The organism is Pseudomonas sp. GL93, assembly GCF_003408955.1.
In the GTDB taxonomy this organism is placed as follows: domain Bacteria; phylum Pseudomonadota; class Gammaproteobacteria; order Pseudomonadales; family Pseudomonadaceae; genus Aquipseudomonas; species Aquipseudomonas paracarnis.
The window spans coordinates 69,627-85,692 of record NZ_NKRF01000076.1 but is presented as its reverse complement, the minus strand read 5'-3'; the positions used below and the strand labels follow the sequence as shown (position 1 = coordinate 85,692).

General features: G+C 61.4%; 14 protein-coding genes. 4 read left to right on the top strand and 10 right to left on the bottom strand.

From position 1 onward, the window contains the following. Positions 1–45 precede the first annotated feature (45 nt). From CER19_RS15085 to CER19_RS15075, 3 genes are all read right to left on the bottom strand, one after another. Positions 46–3,516: a PAS domain-containing hybrid sensor histidine kinase/response regulator gene (locus CER19_RS15085; RefSeq protein WP_116666983.1), complete on the bottom strand. Its 3,471-nt coding sequence runs from the start codon at positions 3,514–3,516 to the stop codon at positions 46–48. 119 nt (positions 3,517–3,635) lie between these two features. After that, positions 3,636–4,019 (bottom strand): YbaN family protein, encoded by a 384-nt coding sequence (locus tag CER19_RS15080; RefSeq protein ID WP_019818414.1) that lies wholly within the window; start codon positions 4,017–4,019, stop codon positions 3,636–3,638. A gap of 20 nt (positions 4,020–4,039) precedes the next feature. Beyond that, positions 4,040–4,627: a YecA family protein gene (locus tag CER19_RS15075; RefSeq protein WP_116666982.1), complete on the bottom strand. Its 588-nt coding sequence runs from the start codon at positions 4,625–4,627 to the stop codon at positions 4,040–4,042. A gap of 276 nt (positions 4,628–4,903) precedes the next feature. Here CER19_RS15075 and recQ point away from each other — a divergent pair, with 276 nt between their 5' ends. After that, positions 4,904–7,033 carry a DNA helicase RecQ gene (gene recQ / locus CER19_RS15070; RefSeq protein WP_116666981.1) on the top strand — a complete coding sequence of 710 codons (2,130 nt, stop codon included), beginning with the start codon at positions 4,904–4,906 and terminating at the stop codon, positions 7,031–7,033. Positions 7,034–7,154: 121 nt separating this feature from the next. Then, a complete protein-coding gene (locus CER19_RS15065) occupies positions 7,155–7,589 on the top strand; it encodes a MarR family transcriptional regulator (RefSeq protein WP_116666980.1) in 435 nt (144 codons plus the stop codon). Between the two features lie 153 nt (positions 7,590–7,742). On the opposite strand, the gene CER19_RS15060 is transcribed toward CER19_RS15065, so the two are convergent. Continuing rightward, positions 7,743–9,932, bottom strand: coding sequence for a patatin-like phospholipase family protein (locus tag CER19_RS15060; protein ID WP_116666979.1), 2,190 nt, complete (start codon positions 9,930–9,932; stop codon positions 7,743–7,745). 83 nt (positions 9,933–10,015) lie between these two features. Here CER19_RS15060 and CER19_RS15055 point away from each other — a divergent pair, with 83 nt between their 5' ends. Then, positions 10,016–10,303, top strand: coding sequence for a SelT/SelW/SelH family protein (locus CER19_RS15055; protein ID WP_073527233.1), 288 nt, complete (start codon positions 10,016–10,018; stop codon positions 10,301–10,303). Positions 10,304–10,338: 35 nt separating this feature from the next. Here the strand turns inward: CER19_RS15055 and CER19_RS15050 are convergent, their stop codons facing one another. From CER19_RS15050 to CER19_RS15040, 3 genes are all read right to left on the bottom strand, one after another. Then, the gene (locus CER19_RS15050; protein ID WP_116666978.1) at positions 10,339–10,620 is read right to left on the bottom strand and encodes a hypothetical protein; all 282 of its coding nucleotides are present in this window, start codon (positions 10,618–10,620) and stop codon (positions 10,339–10,341) included. 131 nt (positions 10,621–10,751) lie between these two features. Further along, the gene (locus tag CER19_RS15045; RefSeq protein WP_116666977.1) at positions 10,752–11,636 is read right to left on the bottom strand and encodes a DMT family transporter; all 885 of its coding nucleotides are present in this window, start codon (positions 11,634–11,636) and stop codon (positions 10,752–10,754) included. Positions 11,637–11,736: 100 nt separating this feature from the next. Beyond that, the gene (locus CER19_RS15040; RefSeq protein ID WP_116666976.1) at positions 11,737–12,486 is read right to left on the bottom strand and encodes an AraC family transcriptional regulator; all 750 of its coding nucleotides are present in this window, start codon (positions 12,484–12,486) and stop codon (positions 11,737–11,739) included. Positions 12,487–12,623: 137 nt separating this feature from the next. Here CER19_RS15040 and CER19_RS15035 point away from each other — a divergent pair, with 137 nt between their 5' ends. Beyond that, positions 12,624–13,433, top strand: coding sequence for a UDP-2,3-diacylglucosamine diphosphatase (locus CER19_RS15035; protein ID WP_003192999.1), 810 nt, complete (start codon positions 12,624–12,626; stop codon positions 13,431–13,433). A gap of 44 nt (positions 13,434–13,477) precedes the next feature. Here CER19_RS15035 and CER19_RS15030 read toward each other — a convergent pair whose 3' ends face one another. The 3 genes from CER19_RS15030 to phhA all read right to left on the bottom strand — a co-directional run bounded on the left by CER19_RS15030 (position 13,478) and on the right by phhA (position 15,917). Beyond that, positions 13,478–14,671 carry an amino acid aminotransferase gene (locus tag CER19_RS15030; protein ID WP_116666975.1) on the bottom strand — a complete coding sequence of 398 codons (1,194 nt, stop codon included), beginning with the start codon at positions 14,669–14,671 and terminating at the stop codon, positions 13,478–13,480. Then, positions 14,671–15,027: a 4a-hydroxytetrahydrobiopterin dehydratase gene (locus CER19_RS15025; protein ID WP_003192995.1), complete on the bottom strand. Its 357-nt coding sequence runs from the start codon at positions 15,025–15,027 to the stop codon at positions 14,671–14,673. The genes CER19_RS15030 and CER19_RS15025 overlap by 1 nt, the downstream gene beginning before the upstream one ends. 98 nt (positions 15,028–15,125) lie before the next feature. Beyond that, complete coding sequence (phhA, locus tag CER19_RS15020) at positions 15,126–15,917, bottom strand: phenylalanine 4-monooxygenase (protein WP_003192992.1); 792 nt, start codon at positions 15,915–15,917, stop codon at positions 15,126–15,128. Positions 15,918–16,066 lie beyond the last annotated feature (149 nt).

The following is a 16,066-nucleotide window of genomic DNA, read 5'->3' as shown; positions in this document are numbered from 1 at the left end:
TTCGCGAGCAAGCCCGCTCCCACAAATAGATCGAATACGGCCTCGTTATAGGGGCAAATGCCTGCTCAACAGCGCCCGCAACGCCGCCGGCTTCACCGGCTTGGCCAAGTAATCCAACCCTGCCCCATGCACCTCGGCCACCATCTCCGGACGGCCATCGGCGCTGATCACCACGCCTGGAATCGGCTCGGCCAGTTGCGCACGCAGCCAGCCCATCAACTCGGTACCGGTTTCGCCGTGGTCCAGGTGGTAATCCACCAACGCCAGTTGCGGGCGGATACCGTCGGCCAGCAGTGCCGCGCATTCGGCCTGGTTGGCGGCCGTCCAGACTTCACAGCCCCAGCGCGTGAGCAGGCTGCGCATACCGATCAGGATGCTGTCTTCGTTATCCACGCACAGCACCCGTGCGCCACTCAAGGGCAGGCCGGTTTCTGTGGGCGCCTTGGGTTGCACGCTGGCCTGGTTGCGGGCCAGCGGCACGCACACGCTGAAGACGCTGCCTTTGCCGGGCCAGGAGCGTACGCTCAGGCGATGGCGCAGTACGCGGCACAGGCCGTCGGCAATCGCCAGGCCCAGGCCCAGGCCTTTTTCGGCACGGGTCTGGTGGCTGTCCAGGCGCTTGAACTCTTCGAAGATCACCTTTTGTTTATCCGGCGCAATGCCAGGGCCGCGGTCCCAGACCTCCAGGCAGAGTTCGCCCTTGCGGCGACGTACGCCTAGCAGTACCGGGCCGTCGGCATAACGGAAGGCATTGGTCAGAAAGTTCTGCAAAATCCGCCGCAGCAGCTTGATGTCGCTGTCCACTCGCAAACGGCTGCCGCGCCAGCGAAAGCGCAAGTGTTGCTCCTGGGCCAACGCCTTGAATTCTGCGCCCAGGGTGTCGAACAACTCGTTAAGGACAAAGGGCTGGCGTTGTGGATTGATCTTGCCGTTTTCCAGGCGTGAAATATCCAGCAAATCACTGATCAAGTCTTCAGCCGAGCGCAGTGAGCTGTCCAGATGCTGCACCAACTGCCGTGCCTCGCCGGACAGGCCATCGGCCTGGTGGGAGAGGGCGGCGGAAAACAGTCGCGCAGCGTTCAGCGGCTGCATCAGGTCATGGCTCACGGCCGCCAGGAACCGCGTCTTCGACTGGCTGGCGGATTCCGCCACGCCCTTGGCGTCGGTGAGGGCCACGTTCAGTTGCGACAGTTCATGGGTGCGCTCGGTCACCCGCTGCTCAAGGCCCTCGTTGGCCTCGGTCAGCGCTTGTTCGGCTTCGCGGAACGCGGTGATGTCGGTGAAGCTCATGACAAACCCGCCGCCGGGCATCGGGTTGCCGATCAACTCGATCACCCGGCCATTAGGGAACAGGCGCTCGGAGGTGTGCGCACGCCCCTGGCGCATCCAGTGCAGGCGACGCGCCACGTGCACTTGCGCTTCACCGGGGCCACACAGGCCGCGCTCGGCGTTGTAGCGAATGATGTCTGCAATTGGCCGGCCCACGCTGATCAAGTCGTCCGGGTAGTTGAACAGTTCCAGGTAGCGCCGGTTCCAGGCCACCAGCTTGAGCGACTGGTCCACCACGCTGATGCCCTGGGTGATGTTCTCGATGGCGCCTTGCAGCAGGGCGCGGTTGAACTGCAGCACTTCCGAGGCTTCGTCGGCGATACGGACCACGTCCTCCAGCTGCATTTCCCGCCCTTCGATTGCCGCTTTCACCACCGCCCGCGTCGAGGAGGCGCCGAGTACGCCCGCCAGCAAGCGTTCGGTGTGGGCGATCCAATCGTTATCGGCATTCTGGTTGGGGTTGAAGCCTTTGCCCTGGCGATAGGCGAAGCGAATAAAACTCTGCTGGGCCCGTTCTTCCCCGACGAAGCGTGCCGCCAGGCTGAGCAGGTCGCTGATCTGCACCGACAGCATGGAGCGCGCACTCGCGCGCTGGCTGATTTCCTGGCCGATAAAACGGCCTGCCTGCCAGTGTTCGGAAACCCGTGTGCGCGACAGCATCGACACCCACACGAAGAGGGTGAAGTTACCTGCCAGAGAGAACACGGTGCCCAAGGTCAGCGATGTCACCGACAGCCCGAACGGGTGGGAGTGCATCCAGGTCAGGCCGGGGAAAAGGTTGAGCGACCAGCCCAGGCTTTTGGCCGTCACCGGCAGCACCAAGGTGTAGAACCACAGGAAGGTACCGGCGGCCAAGCCGGCAAACACGCCACGTCGGTTGGCCTGCTTCCAATAGAGTGCGCCGAGCATCGCCGGGGCCAGCTGGGTCACAGCGGCAAAGGCGATCTGGCCGATGGTCGCCAGGCTGGCGGTAGAGCCCAGCAAGCGGTAGCTCACGTACGCCAGTAGCAGGATGATCACAATGCTCACCCGGCGTACCGACAGCATCCAGTGACGGAAGACTTCGAATGGCCGCTCGGCGCTGGAACGCCGCAATAGCCAGGGCAGCAGCATGTCGTTGGAGACCATGGTCGACAAGGCGATGCTCGCCACGATCACCATGCCAGTGGCCGCCGACGCACCGCCAATGAATGCCAGCACGGCGAGGGCAGGATGGGCCTCGGCCATTGGCAGGCTGATCACATAGGAGTCCGGCAGCACCGAGCTGGGCAGCAGCATCTTGCCACCCAGGGCGATGGGCACCACGAAGAGTGCCGCGAGAATCAAATAAGCCGGGAATACCCACTTGGCCAGGCGCAAATCCTGGGGGTCGATGTTCTCCACCACCGTCACATGAAATTGTCGTGGCAGGCAGATGATCGCCATCATGGCGACGCCGGTCTGTACCACCATCGATGGCCAGTTGATGGTCTCTTTCCAGTACTCCTCCAGGCGCGGGGCGAGCATGGCCTGGCTGAACAGGTCGCCGAAACCGTCGTACAAGCCGTAGGTGACAAACGCACCGACGGCGAGAAAAGCGAACAGCTTGACCAGCGACTCAAAGGCAATCGCCAACACCATACCGCGGTGGTGTTCGGTGGCATCGAGGTTGCGTGTACCGAACACGATGGTAAACAGCGCCAATACCAGCGACACAATCAAGGCCGTGTCCTGGGCGCGGGTGCCGGTGGTGTCGGGGCCGGCGCCGATCAGCAGGTTCACACCCAGCACGATACCTTTGAGCTGCAGCGCGATATAGGGCAGCACGCCGACCAGGCAAATCAGCGCCACCACCACCGCCAGGGACTGGGACTTGCCGTAGCGGGCGGCGATAAAGTCGGCGATGGAGGTGATGTTTTCCTGCTTGCTGATCAGGATCATCTTCTGCAGCACCCAGGGTGCCAGTACCAGCAACAGCACAGGTCCCAGGTAGATCGGCAAGAACGCCCACAGTTGTTCGGCCGCTTGGCCTACGGCGCCGAAGAAGGTCCAACTGGTGCAGTACACCGCCAGCGACAGGCTATACACCCAGGCACGCACGCGCGGCGGCAGCGGCGCATGGCGGCGGTCACCGTAAAAGGCGATGGCAAACATGGTGGCCATATAGGCCAGGGCAACGGCGGCGATCAGCCCGCTGGACAGCGTCATGGTAACTCCGAGCATAAGAACACCCGGGCATTCCAGGCCCGGTTGGACAGTCTCGCATGATGCCTGGTGTTAGTCAGTGTCGACCAAGGTCGTGTGGGATCGAATGTCGCAGGCGGCGCTCAGCGTGGCGGCAGGGTTTTCTGACGCAAGATGTAGATCGTCACCAGCACCGCACTGGTCAGCATAAAGCCCCGTGCCCACGGCAGCGGCACCAGATAGCAGGAGATCGAGATGCTCAACCACATCAAGCCAATGGCGTAAACCTTGCCTTTGAGCGGGATGCCATTGCCGTCCAGGTAATCGCGCACCCAGGGCCCCAGGCGCGGGTGTTCCACCAGCCAGTGGTAGAAGCGCGGGGAGCTGCGAGCGAAGCAGGCGGCGGCGAGTAGCAAAAAGGGTGTGGTTGGCAATACCGGCAGGAAAATACCGATGACTCCCAGCGCAACGCTTAGCCAACCGATGGCCAGCAGCGCATAGCGCAGGAGCAGTGGACGGTTGCCCATGGGTTCCACGGGCAAGCGACTCAGTGGTGACGTGGCTTGAGGATCGCCGGTTTTTCGTCAGGCGCGTTGCACAGCAGGTACAGCGCGGTCAGGGCTTCCGGGATCTGCACGATCATGTCGTCCATCAGGTTGGCGTCGGCGGCGATGTCGGAGAACTCTGCTTCCTCTTCGAACAGGCCCGAACCGACCATGATCGGCAGCAGCATTTCGCTGACTTCTTCTTCGGCGGTTTCGAACCAGGCGGCTTCGCGCAGGAACACGCCTTCCATGAAGCCGATGCACCAGCCGCGCAGGTCGGAGTCATCCGGATCGTCGCCCAGGTCCAGCTCGCACGGCAGCTCGAACTCTTCGTCGGAGGCCAGTTGGCGTGCGATGTGGGCCTTAAGGGCGAGCAGGGTGGATTCGATTTCTGCGCGCTGGGCGTCGTCGCTGTAGTGAGGCTCTTCAGCGAACAGCGCGTCGATCCATTCACGGTCCGGGACGGGGTCGGAGCAGATCGACAGGGCGGTCAGGTAGCCGTGGGCGGCCACGTAGTCCAGCGCCTCGTCATGCAGCTCATCGGCGTCGAGGAAGGCTTGCAGGCGGGTTAGTTGCTCAGCGGAGGGCATTGAAGGGCTACCTTGGGAATAAACGATGCTGAATTCTAGGCTTTCTTGAGCGCCCAGGCCAGCCGCACGGCATATTTGCCCGGTTTTAGCGTGGTGCGTCTATTCGTCAGTCGCGCCCTTTGGTGGATAACGCTCGGGTATACTGCCGCGTTTTGTGATGCCCCTGCAGGCCCAGCGCCAATCCGGGAAAACTTCGCTTACGGATTATTTTTCGTGAACGCGGATTTTTTCGGCCAGCCTGTATAGAGGGATTTCGGCACCATTTTGGAGTTTTACATGCTCGAGCAGGCTCAACGCGTCCTCAAGGACATCTTCGGCTACGACAGTTTTCGTGGCCGCCAGGGTGCGATCATTGAGCGCGTGGCCAGTGGCGGCGATGCCCTGGTGCTGATGCCTACCGGTGGCGGCAAGTCGCTGTGCTTTCAGGTGCCGGCGTTGTTGCGCAATGGCCTGGCCGTGGTGGTGTCGCCGCTGATTGCGTTGATGGACGATCAGGTCGCCACCCTTGAAGAACTCGGTGTCGCCGCCGCGTCGTTGAACTCCACTCTCAGCGCCGAGCAGCAGCGCGACCTGGCCGCACGCATCAAGCGTGGCGAGGTGAAAATGCTTTACCTGGCGCCGGAGCGCCTGGTGCAACCACGCATGCTAGCTTTTTTGCAGAGCCTGGAAATCGCCCTGTTCGCCATTGACGAAGCGCACTGTGTGTCGCAGTGGGGTCACGATTTCCGGCGCGAATACCTGCAGCTTGGCCAATTGGCCGAACTGTTTCCCGATGTGCCGCGTATCGCGCTTACCGCCACCGCCGACAAGCGTACCCGCGAAGAGATCGTCGAGCGCCTGCATTTGCAGAACGCCGAGCGCTTCCTGTCGAGTTTTGACCGGCCCAATATTTTCTACCGCATCGTGCCCAAGGAGCAGCCGCGCAAACAGTTGCTGGCGTTCCTCTCCGAGCGGCGCAGTGACGCCGGCATCGTGTATTGCCTGTCGCGCAAGAAAGTCGACGAGGTCGCCGCGTTCCTCTGTGAACAAGGCTACCCGGCACTGCCTTACCATGCCGGCCTGCCCAATGAAACGCGATCAGCGCACCAAAAACGCTTCCTGAACGAGGAAGGCCTGATCATGGTGGCGACCATTGCCTTCGGCATGGGCATCGACAAATCCAACGTGCGTTTCGTGGCGCACATGGACCTGCCCAAGTCCCTTGAGGCCTATTACCAGGAAACCGGGCGTGCCGGCCGCGATGGCCTGCCGGCGGATGCCTGGATGGTCTACGGCCTGCAAGACGTGGTGATGCTCAAACAGATGCTGCAGAACTCCGAGGGCGACGAGCGCCACAAACGCCTGGAACAGCACAAGCTCGACGCCATGCTCTCGTTGTGCGAAGAGACTCGCTGCCGCCGCCAGACCCTGCTGGCGTATTTCGACGAAGACATGCCTGAACCCTGCGGCCACTGCGATAACTGCATCGACGGCGTGCAAACCTGGGACGCTACCGAGCCGGCGCGCCAGGCGTTGTCGACGATCTATCGCACCGGCCAGCGTTATGGCGTGGGCCATCTGGTGGATGTCCTGCTGGGCAAGGACAACGAAAAAATCCGCAGCTTCGGCCACGAGAAACTCTCGGTGTACGGTGTCGGCAAAGCTCGCGCCGAAGGTGAGTGGCGTTCGCTGTTTCGCCAGATGGTTGCCCGTGGGCTTGTCGACATCGATATAGAAGGCTACGGCGGGCTGCGCCTGAATGACAGTTGCCGGCCCTTGCTCAAGGGCGAAGTGAGCCTGGAACTGCGCCGTGACCTCAAGCCGCAGACCACCGCCAAAAGCAGCAGCACCAGCCAGGCCAGCCAGCTCGTACGGGGTGAAGAGCGCGAACAATGGGAAGCGTTGCGCACCCTGCGGCGCAAACTGGCGCAGGAGCACAGCGTGCCACCCTACGTTATCTTCCCCGACTCCACCTTGCTGGAGATGCTCCGCGAGCAGCCCACCACCATGGCCGAGATGGCCCGGGTCAGCGGTGTGGGCGCACGCAAACTGGAGCGCTACGGCCAGGCCTTCCTGGAAGTGCTCGGCGGCCAGGCCGACGCGCCGAAGGAAATCGCCGATATTCGCCACGAACTGATCAGCCTGGCCCGCGCCGGCATGACCCCGATCCAGATCGCCGGCCAGCTGCAATGCTCGGAAAAAAACGTGTACACCTTGCTCGCCGAAGCCATCGGCAAGCAGCAATTGTCCCTGGAACAGGCCCTTGATTTGCCTGAGGATTTGCTCGGTGAAATCCAGGACGCTTTTCTCGATGGAGAAGGCGAATTGCCAGCTGTGACGGAGATTGCGCCGATGTTTACCGGGCGTGTTCCGGAAGGCGTTTTGTACTGCGTGCGTGCTGCTTTGCAGTCGGAATTCGAAATTTAGTGTGCCAATTACGACAATGTAACGAATCAGTACATAGCGGGCCTTGCCTACGGGCAGGGCTCATGCTTAGCTGACTAATAATTAGCCATACTTTATTTTCAGTCTTAAACACGAGTTTTTTATGCCGTTAACCGATCAACACCGTTTTGGCATGCAGTTAGCGCAAATGTCCCGAGGTTGGCGCGCCGAACTGGACCGCCGCCTGGCGGGGCTGGGCTTGTCCCAGGCGCGCTGGCTGGTGCTGTTGCACCTGGCTCGTTTTGTCGAAGCACCCCCCCAGCGTGAATTGGCCCAAAGTGTCGGCGTGGAAGGGCCCACCCTGGCCCGTCTGCTCGATAGCCTGGAAGGCCAGGGCCTGGTGCAACGCCAAGCCGTGGTGGAAGACCGCCGCGCCAAACGTATCCTGCTGTGCGATACCGCCCAACCGCTGATCGACCAGATCGAAACCATCGCCACGGCGTTGCGCCATGAATTGTTCGTGGGCGTGAATGAGGAAGACCTGCGAGTGTGCATGCGGGTGCATGAGCACATCCTGGCGAACCTGGAAAAGTCCTGATCTGCAAAATGTAGGAGCGAGCTTGCTCGCGAAAAACGTCAACGATAACGCGGGCTTCCTGAATAAACGCAGCGTCTGTGGGTTTTTCGCGAGCAAGCTCGCTCCTACAAAAAATCCTTGGCAATCCCTCTCCCACATTTGGGTTTGGCTTGCCTAGAAGGTCTGGCCCAGGTTCAAGTACACCGCTTTCTGATTATCATCATTGAACCCATAGCTGAAATTCAGCGGCCCCAAGGGTGTATCAAACCCCAGGAAAATACTCGCGGCGTTGATATAGCCGCTGTCGAACTCGTTATCGTTGTTCCACGCCCGGCCCCGTTCCAGGGATGCACCCAGGTACAACGGGAAGTCCAGCGGCAGGTAAGAGCGTGGGGTGAGCCTGCGGAAATACACCGCGCGCATCAGGCTGATGTTCTGCCCCGAAATCGCATCTTGGCGGAAGCCCGACAATTGCCGTGCGCCCCCCAGCAGGAAGCTGGAAATCACCACATCCGAATTATCCAGGGTGCGTCCATAGCGGCCGCCCAGTATCAAGGTGTCCGGGCCGTGGCTCATGGCCTTGTCCAGCTTGAATTCCCACTGGCGGTAGCGCTGGTCGGAGCCCAGGCCGGGCTCGAACTCGCGAAAGGCCAGGCCGATGTCTTCGCCGCTGTGGGGGAAGTACACGTTGTCCAGGGAGTCGAAGGAATATTTGAGTTCATAAAAGCCTTCGCTGAAGCTCACGCTCGGCAGGTCGCGGTCGCCAATGCGCACGTCTGCTTTGCCCCAGGCTTCGCCCACGCCAAAGCGGATCTCGCCGCTGTTGCCGATCTGCCGGCCTACGTTCAAACCAAAGCCATAGCGTTCCAGGCGGTATTCGGAGATGGGGTCGTTGTCCAGGATCAGCTCGACGTTCTGCGCCTCGGCCCTGATGTAGGGGGCCACAAAGTAGCGTGAGCCGGTGTCCATGGGTTGGTAGAACTCGCTATAGAGCTCCTGCCGATCACCAATTTGCACCCGTGTGAGCCATTCCGCGCCGAGGCGGTTGATGCCGTTCACACGGTAACTGGCGCCGAGGTTGAAGGCGCTGTCGCCGCGCATGTCGTCCGACAGGTTCAAGCCCAGGCGCAGGTAGTCGGTGCCGCTGCGCTTGCCACGTGCGCTGATCACCAGGGTGTTGTCCTGGCCCTTTTTCACTACGCGGTATTGCACCTGCTCGAAGTAGTCCAGGCCGTACAGGGTGCCCATGTCTGATTGCAGGCGGCCCAGGTTCAACGGTTCTCCCAGCCCCTGGCGGATGTAGTAGCGGATGACGTCGTCGCTGACCTTGGAGTCGTTCTCCACCTGGATCGCGGTGATCACCGGGGTGCGTTCGCCCGGCGTGCGCGCGGCTATCAGGTCGGCGTCGATGGGTTCGGCAGGGCGCAGGTGTGCCAGGCGTACGTCGAGGGCACGGGTGGCGCGGTAGCCGGCATCGATCATGTCCTTGGCGCGGCCGAAATCGGTGACGCCATAAGCGGCCAGCGGCGGGTGGGTCAACACATCCTTGGGGTACAGGGCCTTGAGTTGTTCCTCGGAGTTACGCCGGGTCATCAGGGTGATGGACTGGTTGAGCACGTCCACCACGGTGGCCAGTTGTTTGCGTGAGCGCAGCGGGGTGCCTATGTCGACCACGATAGCGATATCGACGCCCATCTCCCGCGCCACGTCCAGAGGGATATTGTCGGTCATGCCGCCGTCCACCAGCAGGCGCCCATCCAGCTCCACGGGGGCGAACACCGCGGGGATCGACATGCTGGCGCGTATCACCTGGGGCAGGTGGCCCTTGCTGAACACCACTTTTTCGCCGGTGGTGATGTCGGTGGCCACGGCACGGAAGGGGATCGGCAGCTTGTCGAAGTTACGCGTGTTGCTGCTGTGGGCGAACATGCTCTCCAGCAGCAGCGCCAGGTTCTGGCCCTGGATCACACCCAGCGGCAGGCCGAGGCTGCCATCGTCGCGGAAACTGAGTTTTTGTTTGACCAGGAAATCCCGGTCATCCTGTTTGCGCCGAAACGGTACGTCTTCACGCGGTGGTGCGTCGGACAGGGCCTGCTGCCAGTCGATACCCAGCGCCAACTTCTCCAGCTCGTCAATTTTGTAGCCCGACGCGTACAACCCGCCAATCACCGCACCCATACTGGTGCCGGCAATCGCATCGATATGAATACCTTGCTCTTCGAGCGCCTTGAGCACGCCGATATGCGCCAGGCCACGGGCGGCGCCGCCGGACAGCACTAGGCCGATTTTTGGGCGGGGGGCTTCTACCGCGTCGGCAAGTAGGGGGACAAGGCACAGGAACAGGCAAGACAGCAGGCGGCGCATCATCAATCTCGTGGCTGGGCGACAAAGGCCGCTATTATAGCCACCCGATTCGCTGAGCCTGTTACGCCAGGAGCCGCTTAATGATGTCTGCATGCAAACCCGAGATCGTTATCACTTATTGCACACAGTGCCAGTGGTTGCTGCGCGCCGCGTGGCTGGCCCAGGAGTTACTCAGCACCTTTGCCGATGACCTGGGGCGCGTGGCGTTGGAACCGGCCACCGGCGGCGCGTTTCGCATTACCTGTGATGGCGTGCAGATTTGGGAGCGCAAGGCCGATGGCGGTTTTCCCGAGGCCAAGGTGCTCAAGCAGCGAGTGCGCGACCAGATTGATCCCGAGCGCGACCTGGGCCATAACGATCGTACGCAATGAAGGTCACCGCCACTGGGGGACGGTGCCCCCTCTCGCTATTTGGCGGCGAGTTTCTGCTTGATAAACCCGACCCCCCCCGCCAGCCCCACCCCGCCGACACCACCGCCGACAATATTGCTGCCAACCGCGGCCACATCCAGCGCTTCGCCGCTGGTGGTGCCTGTCAGTGCGGCGACAACCTGGCCCAGCACGAGGCCACCGACCCCGCCGAGGAAAGTATTGAGTCCGGTCCCCAGGCCTTGTTTGGTCATGCCAGCGATGTTGCCGCCGACGGCACCGCTGATGATCTGGACCAGCAAGCTGATAAGCATTTCCATGATGAAGTCTCCTGCATCGCATTGAGAGGTGACCACTCGCTTGCAGCAACTTCAGAAAACGCCAAGGCTGTCGTCGAGGAGTCTTTATCCGTAGAACGACTACTGACTGTTGCGGACGTTTAAAGTATAGATCAGGCCGTTGCCACCGGTTGCTTGGCCTGGCTGGCGCTGCCCATCAGGCCGGAGAGCACAATGGCGACGATGATCAAGGCGCCGCCCAGCAGCATGCGCAAGGTCGGGGTTTCGGCAAACAACAGCCAGGCCACGGTGATGCCGTAGACCGGTTCCATGGCAAACACCACCGAGGCGGTGCGTGCCTTGATCACGGCGAGGCTGGCGACAAACAGGCTGTGGGCCAGGCCGGTACAAAACACCCCCAGCAGCCCGATCCACAGCCAGTCGATTGCACGCACATCTGCCAGCCCCGGCGCGGCCACGGGCAGCAGGCAGGCGGCAACAACGACGTTCTGGCACAGCGCGGCCTGTACCGCTGGAATGCGCCCGGAACTGGCGCGATTGTTCAGCGACAACAACGAGAACAACAGCCCCGAGGCGATGCCCCACAGCAGGCCGCCCGTGGCCTCGCTGGCGAGATTGAAATCCGGGGTCACAAGCACCAGGCCAACGGTGACCAGCACCACCAGCAGCACTTCATTGGCGCGAATGCGCTCGCGGAAGATCAGCCCTTCAAGGATCACGGTAAAGGCCGGAAAGGCGGTGAACCCCAAGGTCGCCACGGCCACGCCGGCGACTTTGACGGCGATAAAGAACGTCACCCAATGGGCGGCCAGCAAGACGCCGCTGACCAGCAGGCGGCGCCAGTCACGCATCTCCAGTTTTTTCCAGGGAGCGTTGCTGGCAAAGCGGGCGAATACCGCCAGCGCCAGCACGGCAAACGCCGCCCGGCCAAACACGATGATGGCGGGGGAGGCGGCTGCGAGTTTGCCGAACACGCCGGTAAGGCCAAACATCAATGCGCCGATATGCAGGGCGCCAAGGGCTGAGCGGGGAGTCATTGCGATCCTTGATCCAACAGGGGGTGACAGCCTCGCAGTCTAGAGGGTTGGCGGGTGTGCGTCTGTCGCGGACGGGGTGATTTTTAGCGCAAGACTCTTGCTAGCCCTCCCGACGCAATGCCCCGGGCGAGGCGCCAAACGCCCGTAGCATGGCCGCGCAAAATGCGCTTTGCGAGGCGTAGCCTACGCGCTCGGCAATCTCGCCGATGGGCAGGGAGGTTTCGCGTAACAGCCTGAGCGCCATGTGCAGGCGACGACCGCGTAGATAGTCCATCGGCGTCTGCCCGCACTCAGCCATAAACCGTGCATGCAGACGCGGCACTGACAACTCGGCAATCCGTGCCAGGTCGGCCACCTGTAACGGGCGCGCCGCATGGCGTTCGATATGGGCATTGAACGCGGCATAAGGCAGACGCCGGCCCGGCAGCGGTTGGGCCTGAGGATGGTTGAGGCTGGCCAGTAACAGCACGGCGCCTTGCTGGACAATCAGCGGATCGTGCACCGGGCTCTGTGCCAGCCACTGCACCAGTTGGTGTTGCCGGGCATCCAACGCCAGGCGCGTGGGTTGGTCGAGCAAGCGGCGGCTGGCATCGGCATGTTCGCCCAAGGATTGCACCATCCAGTTTTCCGTCGGCACATCCAGCACCAGGCAGCGGCTGCCATCGCGGCTGATACAGGCGTGATGGGCGCAGAAGGGCAGCACCATCACGCTGCTTTCGCGCCCCTGGCTGCCACGACCATCGACTTCCAGGTCCAGATGCCCGGACAGGCCGAATACCAACTGTGCATGGTCATGGCTGTGGGCAATGGGCGCTTCGAGGTAGTGGCGTAGCGTGAGAGTCGGGCTCATCGCGGTCTCCAGGGCGGCAAGCCGTCAGTCTACAACGCTTGGCGGGCAGCGGGCGCTGTCATCAGACTGACGCACGCTTGTCATGGGCTATTAATCGCCAAGGCGCAAGCTCGCCAAAACAGCGTCGAGGGATGCCCATGACCCGTGCCGAGTTCACCAAGCCCAGCCGCAAGCAACGGGTGCGAACCCTGTGGATTTCCGACGTGCACCTGGGCACTCGGGATTGCCAGGCCGAACATCTATCGCACTTTCTCAAGGGCTATCACGCCGACAAGGTCTACCTGGTCGGTGACATCATCGACGGTTGGAAAATGCGCGGCGGCATGTATTGGCCCCAGGCCCACACCAACGTGATCCGCCGCTTGCTGACCATGGCCAAGCGTGGCACCGAGGTGATCTATGTCACGGGCAACCATGACGAGTTCCTGCGTCGCTATTCCAAGCTGATCCTGGGCAATATCCAATTGGTCGATGAGGCTGTGCACGTCACTGCCGATGGCCGCCACTTGCTGGTGATTCATGGCGACCAGTTTGATGTGATCACGCGCTATCACCGCTGGCTCGCCTTCCTCGGCGACTCGGCCTACGAATTCACCCTGACGCTGAACCGGTGGCTGAACCACTGGCGAGCACGGTATGGCTACGGCTACTGGTCGTTGTCGGCGTACCTGAAGCACAAGGTCAAGACGGCGGTGAGTTTTATCAGCGATTTCGAAGAGGCGATCGCCCACGAAGTGACCAAGCGGGAATTGCACGGCGTGGTGTGCGGGCACATTCACCATGCCGAGATTCGCAAGGTGGGCGAGGTGGATTACCTCAACTGCGGGGATTGGGTGGAGTCGTGCACGGCCTTGATCGAGCACTGGGATGGGCATATCGAGTTGTATCGGTTGGCGGATGCGCAGGCCAAAGAGGCACTGCTAAAGGCCGAAATGGTTGCTGGCTAAAGGCTTTTTGTAGGAGCGAGCAAGCTCGCTCCTACAGAAGGCGTTCAGTTGGAGACGTCAGCAATGGCTTGAGCCAGCAACGTCAAGCGCGTTGCATCAACCCCGGCCACGTTAGCCCGCCCCGAACTGACCATATACACGCTGTGCTTCTCGCGCAGTTGCTTGACCTGCTCGGCACTCAAGCCGGTATAGGAAAACATCCCGCGCTGCGCGCCGATATGTGCGAATTTCTCGGCCAGGCCATGGGGCGCAAGCGCTTCCACCAACCCTGCGCGCAACTGGGCGATCCGCGAACGCATAGCCTCGACTTCCTCGCTCCACTGCTTTTTCAGCTGTGCATCACCGAGGATGGTCGCCACCACGGCTGCACCGTGATCCGGCGGCGTCGACCACAGGTTGCGCGCGATATTCGCCAGTTGGCTGCGTACATCGGTGAGCTTTTCAGCATCCGCCGCACACACAATCAATGCACCTACACGATCCCGATACAGGCCGAAGTTCTTCGAGCAGGAACTGGTGATCAGCACTTCCGGCAACTCGGCGGCAAACAGGCGCACCGCCCAGGCGTCCTGCTCCAGGCCATCGCCAAAGCCCTGATAGGCGAAGTCGATCAGCGGCAGCAACTGGCGTTCACGCACGATCTGCAAGACCTGGCGCCAGTCATCCTGGGACAGGTCAAAGCCGGTCGGGTTATGGCAGCACGCGTGCAGCAATACCACGTCGCCCTTGGGCACGCTGGACAGGGTTGCCAGCATCGCCGCCACATCCAGGCGGTTGTCACTGCCCACGTAAGGGTAATGACTGACCTTGAGCCCGGCTTTGGCAAAAATGGTTTCGTGAATCGGCCAGGTCGGGTTGCTCAGCCACACGCCACGGCCCGGCAGGCTGTGGGCGATAAAGTCGGCACTCAAGCGCAGGGCGCCGGTGCCGCCTGGGGTTTGCGTGGCGCCAGCGCGGCGGTCACGCAGCAAGGCCGAGTCGGCGCCGAGCACCAGTTCGCTGATCAGGCTGCCAAAGGCCGCATCGCCATGGCCACCGATATAGGTCTTGGTCACTTGGGTCTCGACCAGGCGCTGTTCCGCCAGCTTCACCGAGTGGGGAATCGGCGTCAGGCCCTGGTCGTCCTTATAGACACCTACGCCCAGGTCGAACTTGTTCGGGTTGGCGTCCTGGGTATACAGGTCCATCAGCCCGAGGATTGGGTCGCCAGGCACGCGGTCGATGGCATCGAAATGCATTACTTGCGGCCCTCGGCAGTCTTGGCCACTTCGTCGGTGCGCGCGGCCATGATGAAGTCGTTACGGTGCAGGCCCTTGATGGAGTGGCTCCACCAGGTCACGGTGACTTTGCCCCACTCGGTGAGCAGGCCTGGGTGATGGCCTTCGGCTTCGGAGATTTCACCCATCGCGTTGGTGAAGGCCAGGGCGAATTTGAAGTTCTTGAACAGGAAAACCTTTTCCAGCTGCATTACGCCGTCGCGCACTTCGATGTTCCAGTCAGGGATCTGCTTGATCAGTACCGGCAGTTCTTCATCGCTGACTTGCGGGGCATCGGCGCGGCAGGCTTCGCAGTGGGCTTGGTTCAAGGTGGTCATGGAAGGTGTCCTGAATTCGAATGATTGAAGGTCAGTGGCGTTACCCTAAAGCAACGCGGGGCCAGGGAACAGACTCACCTGGCCTTAAAACGCAAGGTTCACGCGGCTTTGGGTTTGGGCGGAAATTTCGGGGCGTGCAGACCCAGCTGCATACCGCGCTCGACCATGCCCATGATGTCTTCCTGCGCCACGTCGAACAGGCGCTTGAGCTCGGGCAATACGAAATACAAAGGTTGCAGGATGTCGATGCGATAGGGCGTGCGCATCGCTTCCAGCGGGTCGAAGGCCTGGTGCTCGGGCTCGTCCGACAGGCAATACACACTTTCTTTAGGCGACGACAGAATGCCGCCACCGTAGATACGCCGGCCCTGAGGCGTGTCCACCAGGCCGAACTCGATGGTCATCCAGTACAGGCGCGCCAGGTACACCCGTTGTTCCTTGGTGGCCGCCAGGCCGAGTTTGCCGTAGGTGTGGGTGAATTCAGCGAACCAGGGGTTGGTCAGCAGTGGGCAGTGGCCAAAGATTTCGTGAAAAATATCCGGCTCTTGCAGGTAGTCCAGTTCTTCACGGGTGCGAATAAAGGTCGCCACCGGAAACTGCTTGCTGGCCAGCAATTCAAAAAAGGTCTGGAAGGGAATCAGCGCCGGCACGCGGGCGACTTGCCAGCCGGTGGTGTCGGCCAGCACCTTGTTGATCTCGCCCAGTTGGGGAATGCGGTCCAGGGGCAGGCCGAGCTTGTCGATACCGTCCAAGTATTCCTGGCAGGCGCGGCCCTCAATCACTTTCAATTGGCGAGTGATCAGGGTGTTCCACACCGCATGTTCTTCTGGCGGGTAGTGGATAAAACCTTGCGCATCGGGCTCGCGGGCCACGTAGTGCGTCTGCTTCATACGGCTCTCCTGCTAGGCATTCGTTCTTGTTATGTCCTGGGATGCACCTATTGATAACCGGATAGGCGCAGGATTCCATCAGCCTTTAGCGAATGCATGTAGGAAAAATTACCGATATTCGTAAAGAATTCGTTACGATAGGCTCGTTT